Origin of the sequence: Streptomyces spiramenti (assembly GCF_012034385.1) — a bacterium.
GTDB lineage: Bacteria > Actinomycetota > Actinomycetes > Streptomycetales > Streptomycetaceae > Streptomyces > Streptomyces spiramenti.
Map to the genome: position 1 here is coordinate 1 of NZ_JAAVJB010000353.1, position 3,760 is coordinate 3,760.

The 3,760-nt window shown below is 71.6% G+C and carries 4 protein-coding genes and 1 tRNA gene; 4 read left to right on the plus strand and 1 reads right to left on the minus strand.

From position 1 onward, the window contains the following. Positions 1-867: class E sortase (locus HCJ92_RS23020; RefSeq protein WP_167935537.1), on the plus strand; the 867-nt coding region annotated here is incomplete at its 5' end. A gap of 256 nt (positions 868-1,123) precedes the next feature. Then, positions 1,124-1,858 (plus strand): class E sortase, encoded by a 735-nt coding sequence (locus HCJ92_RS23025; RefSeq protein ID WP_420824765.1) that lies wholly within the window; start codon positions 1,124-1,126, stop codon positions 1,856-1,858. Between the two features lie 99 nt (positions 1,859-1,957). Here the strand turns inward: HCJ92_RS23025 and HCJ92_RS23030 are convergent. Continuing rightward, a tRNA-Ala gene (locus tag HCJ92_RS23030) sits at positions 1,958-2,030 on the minus strand. 140 nt (positions 2,031-2,170) lie between these two features. Between HCJ92_RS23030 and HCJ92_RS23035 the strand changes: the two genes are divergently transcribed. Then, the gene (locus tag HCJ92_RS23035) at positions 2,171-2,731 is read left to right on the plus strand and encodes a helix-turn-helix domain-containing protein (RefSeq protein WP_167935539.1); all 561 of its coding nucleotides are present in this window, start codon (positions 2,171-2,173) and stop codon (positions 2,729-2,731) included. Positions 2,732-2,744: 13 nt separating this feature from the next. Then, positions 2,745-3,760, plus strand: a 1,016-nt coding sequence (locus tag HCJ92_RS23040) for a serine/threonine-protein kinase (protein WP_167935540.1), incomplete at its 3' end; no start/stop codon positions are given.

Consider the following 3,760-nt stretch of genomic DNA (forward strand, 5'->3'; position numbering starts at 1 on the left):
CTCCAGCGCCTCGGCGGCCTCCTCCTCGGTGGTGGCCGGGAGTACCGCCTCCTCGCCGCGCACCGTCACACGGCCCGCCGGAAGGCCGAACGCCAGGAGAAGGCGACCCGCGCCAACAAGATCGCGAACGTCTTCGGCGAGGTGATGATCACCACCGGTGTGCTGATGATGCTCTTCGTCACCTACCAGCTCTGGTGGACCAACGTGGAGGCCCGCGCGCACGCCAACTCGCAGGTCGACGCCCTGCTGGACCAGTGGGACAGCGGCAGCGGTGGCGGCGGCGGGGACGGGGACGGCGCCACGGAGGGCGACGACACCGAGGACGGCACCGAGGGCGAGGACGACGGCGGCGAGGTGGACACCTCGCCCGGCGTGTTCTCGCCCGGCGACGGTTTCGCCCTCCTCCACCTGCCGACGATCGGGGTCCGGGTGCCGATCGCCGAGGGCGTCGACCCGGCGAGCGTGCTCGACCGGGGCATGGTCGGCCGCTACTCCGCGGAGGACGGACTCCCCACGGCGATGCCCTGGGACGCCGAGGGCAACATGGGTCTGGCGGCCCACCGCAACACCCACGGCGAGCCGTTCCGCTACATCAACCGCATCAACCCCGGCGAGCCCATCGTCGTGGAGACCGAGAGCACCTACTACCTGTACGAGATGCGCAGCCGGCTCGACTCGACCTCGCCCGCGCACGTCCAGGTGCTGGACCCCGTCCCGGACGGGAGCGGCTTCAGCGCGCCCGGCCGGTACATCACCCTCACCACGTGCACGCCGGAGTTCACGTCGACCTACCGGCTGATCGTCTGGGGCGAGATGGTGTCCGAGCAGCCGCGCTCGGAGGGAAAGCCCGATGCCCTCCTCAACTGAACCAGAGCCAGGGAGCCACCCGGTGGAGCACCGAAAGGCCGGGGCGGACCCGGAGCACGACGAGAGAGCCGCCTCCGAGCCGGACGGGATCCGGACCGGCACGTCGGACCGCGAGGGCCCCCCGGCAGCGGCGGGAGCCGCGGGACCGGCCGGGGACACCGGAACGGACCGGGCCGACGACGACGGCCCGGAGGCCACTGACGGCAACGGGAACGGTGACGGTGACGGCGGCAACGCTGACGGTGACGGCGGCCCCGTGGGCGCGTCGGGCCCCTCGCCCGCCCCTCGCCCCGGCCGCGCCACGCGCTGGATGCTCGCCGGGTTCAGCCTCTTCGGCGAGCTCCTCATCACGGCCGGCATCGTCCTCGGCCTCTTCGTCGCCTACTCCCTCTGGTGGACCAATGTGGTCGCCAACCAGGAGGCGCGGCGCGACGGCGACGCGGTGCGCGAGCAGTGGCAGCGGCAGGACGCGACCGAACCGGGACAGCCGCCGGTGTACGACGCGCAGGACGGCATCGGGTTCCTGCACGTGCCGGCGATGAACGAGGGCGAGATCCTCGTCAAGGAGGGCATCGACCTCGACATCCTGAACGGTGGCGTCGCCGGCTACTACGACGAGCCGGTCGAGTCGGCGATGCCCTGGGACGAGGAGGGCAACTTCTCGCTCGCCGCCCACCGCGACGGCCACGGGGCGAAGTTCCACGACATCCACGCGGTCGAGGAGGGCGACGCGATCGTCTTCGAGACGCAGGACACCTGGTACGTCTACAAGGTCTACTCCACGCTGCCCTCGACCTCCCGCTACAACACCGCGGTCCTCGACCCGGTGCCGACGGAGTCCGGCGCCACCGAGCCGGGTCGGTACATCACGTTGACGACCTGCACCCCGATCTACACCTCGACGTACCGCTACATCGTCTGGGGCGAGCTGGAACGCACCGAGCCCATCGACGACGACCGGACCCCGCCGCCGGAGCTGCTGAACGGCTAAGAGCTCCGCCACCGCGCGGCGGCTCCCGACGGCGCACACGCGAGAGGCCCGGCCGGTGTGACCGGCCGGGCCTCTCGGCGCCTGATCAGGCGCCCGGGGTGGAGCGTAGGAGAGTCGAACTCCTGACATCTGCCATGCAAAGACAGCGCTCTACCAACTGAGCTAACGCCCCATGCGGTACCAGCGTACCCAATCATCCGCCCTGATTCCGACCGGGTATCGCCGGACGCCGCTCGGCTCCGTAGGATGACGCGGACTTCGCGTACGTGAAGCCCCACCGGGGGACCAGGGGACAACAGGGGAGAAGGAGATATGGAGACGGGGCAGCACGAGGCCACCGATCGCGCACGTGAGCAGCAGACCACCTGGTACGGCGAGCCGCTCGGTGCGCTCTTCCGCCGTCTCATCACCGATCTCGGGCTCAACCAGGCGCGTCTCGCCGTCGTCCTCGGCCTCTCCGCCCCGATGCTGTCGCAGCTGATGAGCGGCCAGCGGGCGAAGATCGGCAACCCGGCCGTCGTGCAGCGGGTCCGGGCGTTGCAGGACCTCGCGACGGAGGTCCGCGGCGGGCAGGTCAGCGCCGCCGAGGCGACCGCCGCGATGGAGGAGATCCGGCGCAGCGCCGGCGGGAACGTCCTCGGCCCCAACTCCGCCTCTACCCGCTCGGGTCAGACGGGCGTACCGGCCAACCCCACCAAGCGGGTGGTCAGGGAGATCCAGGCGCTGCTGCGGTCGGTGGCCGACGCCTCGGAGATCCAGAGCGCGTCCGCGACGCTCGCGGACACCCACCCCGAGTTGGCGGAGTTCCTGCGGATCTACGGGGTCGCGCGGACCCGTGACGCGGTGGAGCACTACGAGAAGCACCAGGGCTGAGGGCGGGCACACCATGGGTGAGGTCTTCGCAGGACGGTACGAACTGATCGACCCGGTCGGCCGGGGCGGGGTCGGCGCGGTCTGGCGTGCCTGGGACCGTCGACGACGGCGCTACGTGGCGGCGAAGGTGCTCCTGCAGTCCGACGCACACACCCTGCTGCGGTTCGTCCGGGAGCAGGCTCTGCGCGTCGACCACCCCCACGTGCTGGCGCCGGCGAGTTGGGCCGCCGACGACGACAAGGTCCTCTTCACCATGGACCTGGTCTCGGGCGGATCGCTGTCCCACCTGATCGGCGACTACGGTCCGCTGCCGCCGGAGTTCGTGGTGACGCTGCTGGACCAGCTGCTCTCCGGCCTCCAGGCGGTGCACGACGAGGGTGTCGTCCACCGGGACATCAAACCCGCGAACATCCTGCTCGACGCCACCGGCACGGGCAGGCCGCGGCTGCGGCTCTCCGACTTCGGGATCTCGATGCGGAAGGGTGAACCCCGCCTGACGGAGACCAACTTCGTCATGGGGACGCCCGGCTACTTCGCACCCGAGCAGATGCTGGGCGCCGAACCGGACTTCCCGGCCGACCTGTACGCCGTCGGCCTGGTGGGCCTGTACCTGCTCACCGGCGCGAAGCCGGACTCGCAGGAGCTGTACGAGGCGTACGAGGACGGCCGTCCGGACGCGCCCGAAGGCGTCCCGGACGCGTTGTGGGACGTGCTCGGGGCACTGCTGCACCCCGACCCGCAGAACCGTTTCCGCTCGGCGACCGGCGTGCGGCGTGCCCTGGCCCAGGCGGCGGAACTGCTGCCCGAGGAGCCTCGGGACCGCGAACCGGTCGAGGTGTTCGACCAGATCGGGCCGCTGCCGGACGGATTCGGTCCCGACGGCCCGATCGCTACGGCCGCCGCGGTCGACGCGGTCGACGGTGCCACCGGCACCTCGCCTGCCGGCGAGCGCCGCCCGGGCGGTACGGGGCCCACCGCGCCGCTGACCGACGGCGCCCACCTACGACGGCGACCTCGCCGAGGCCGGGT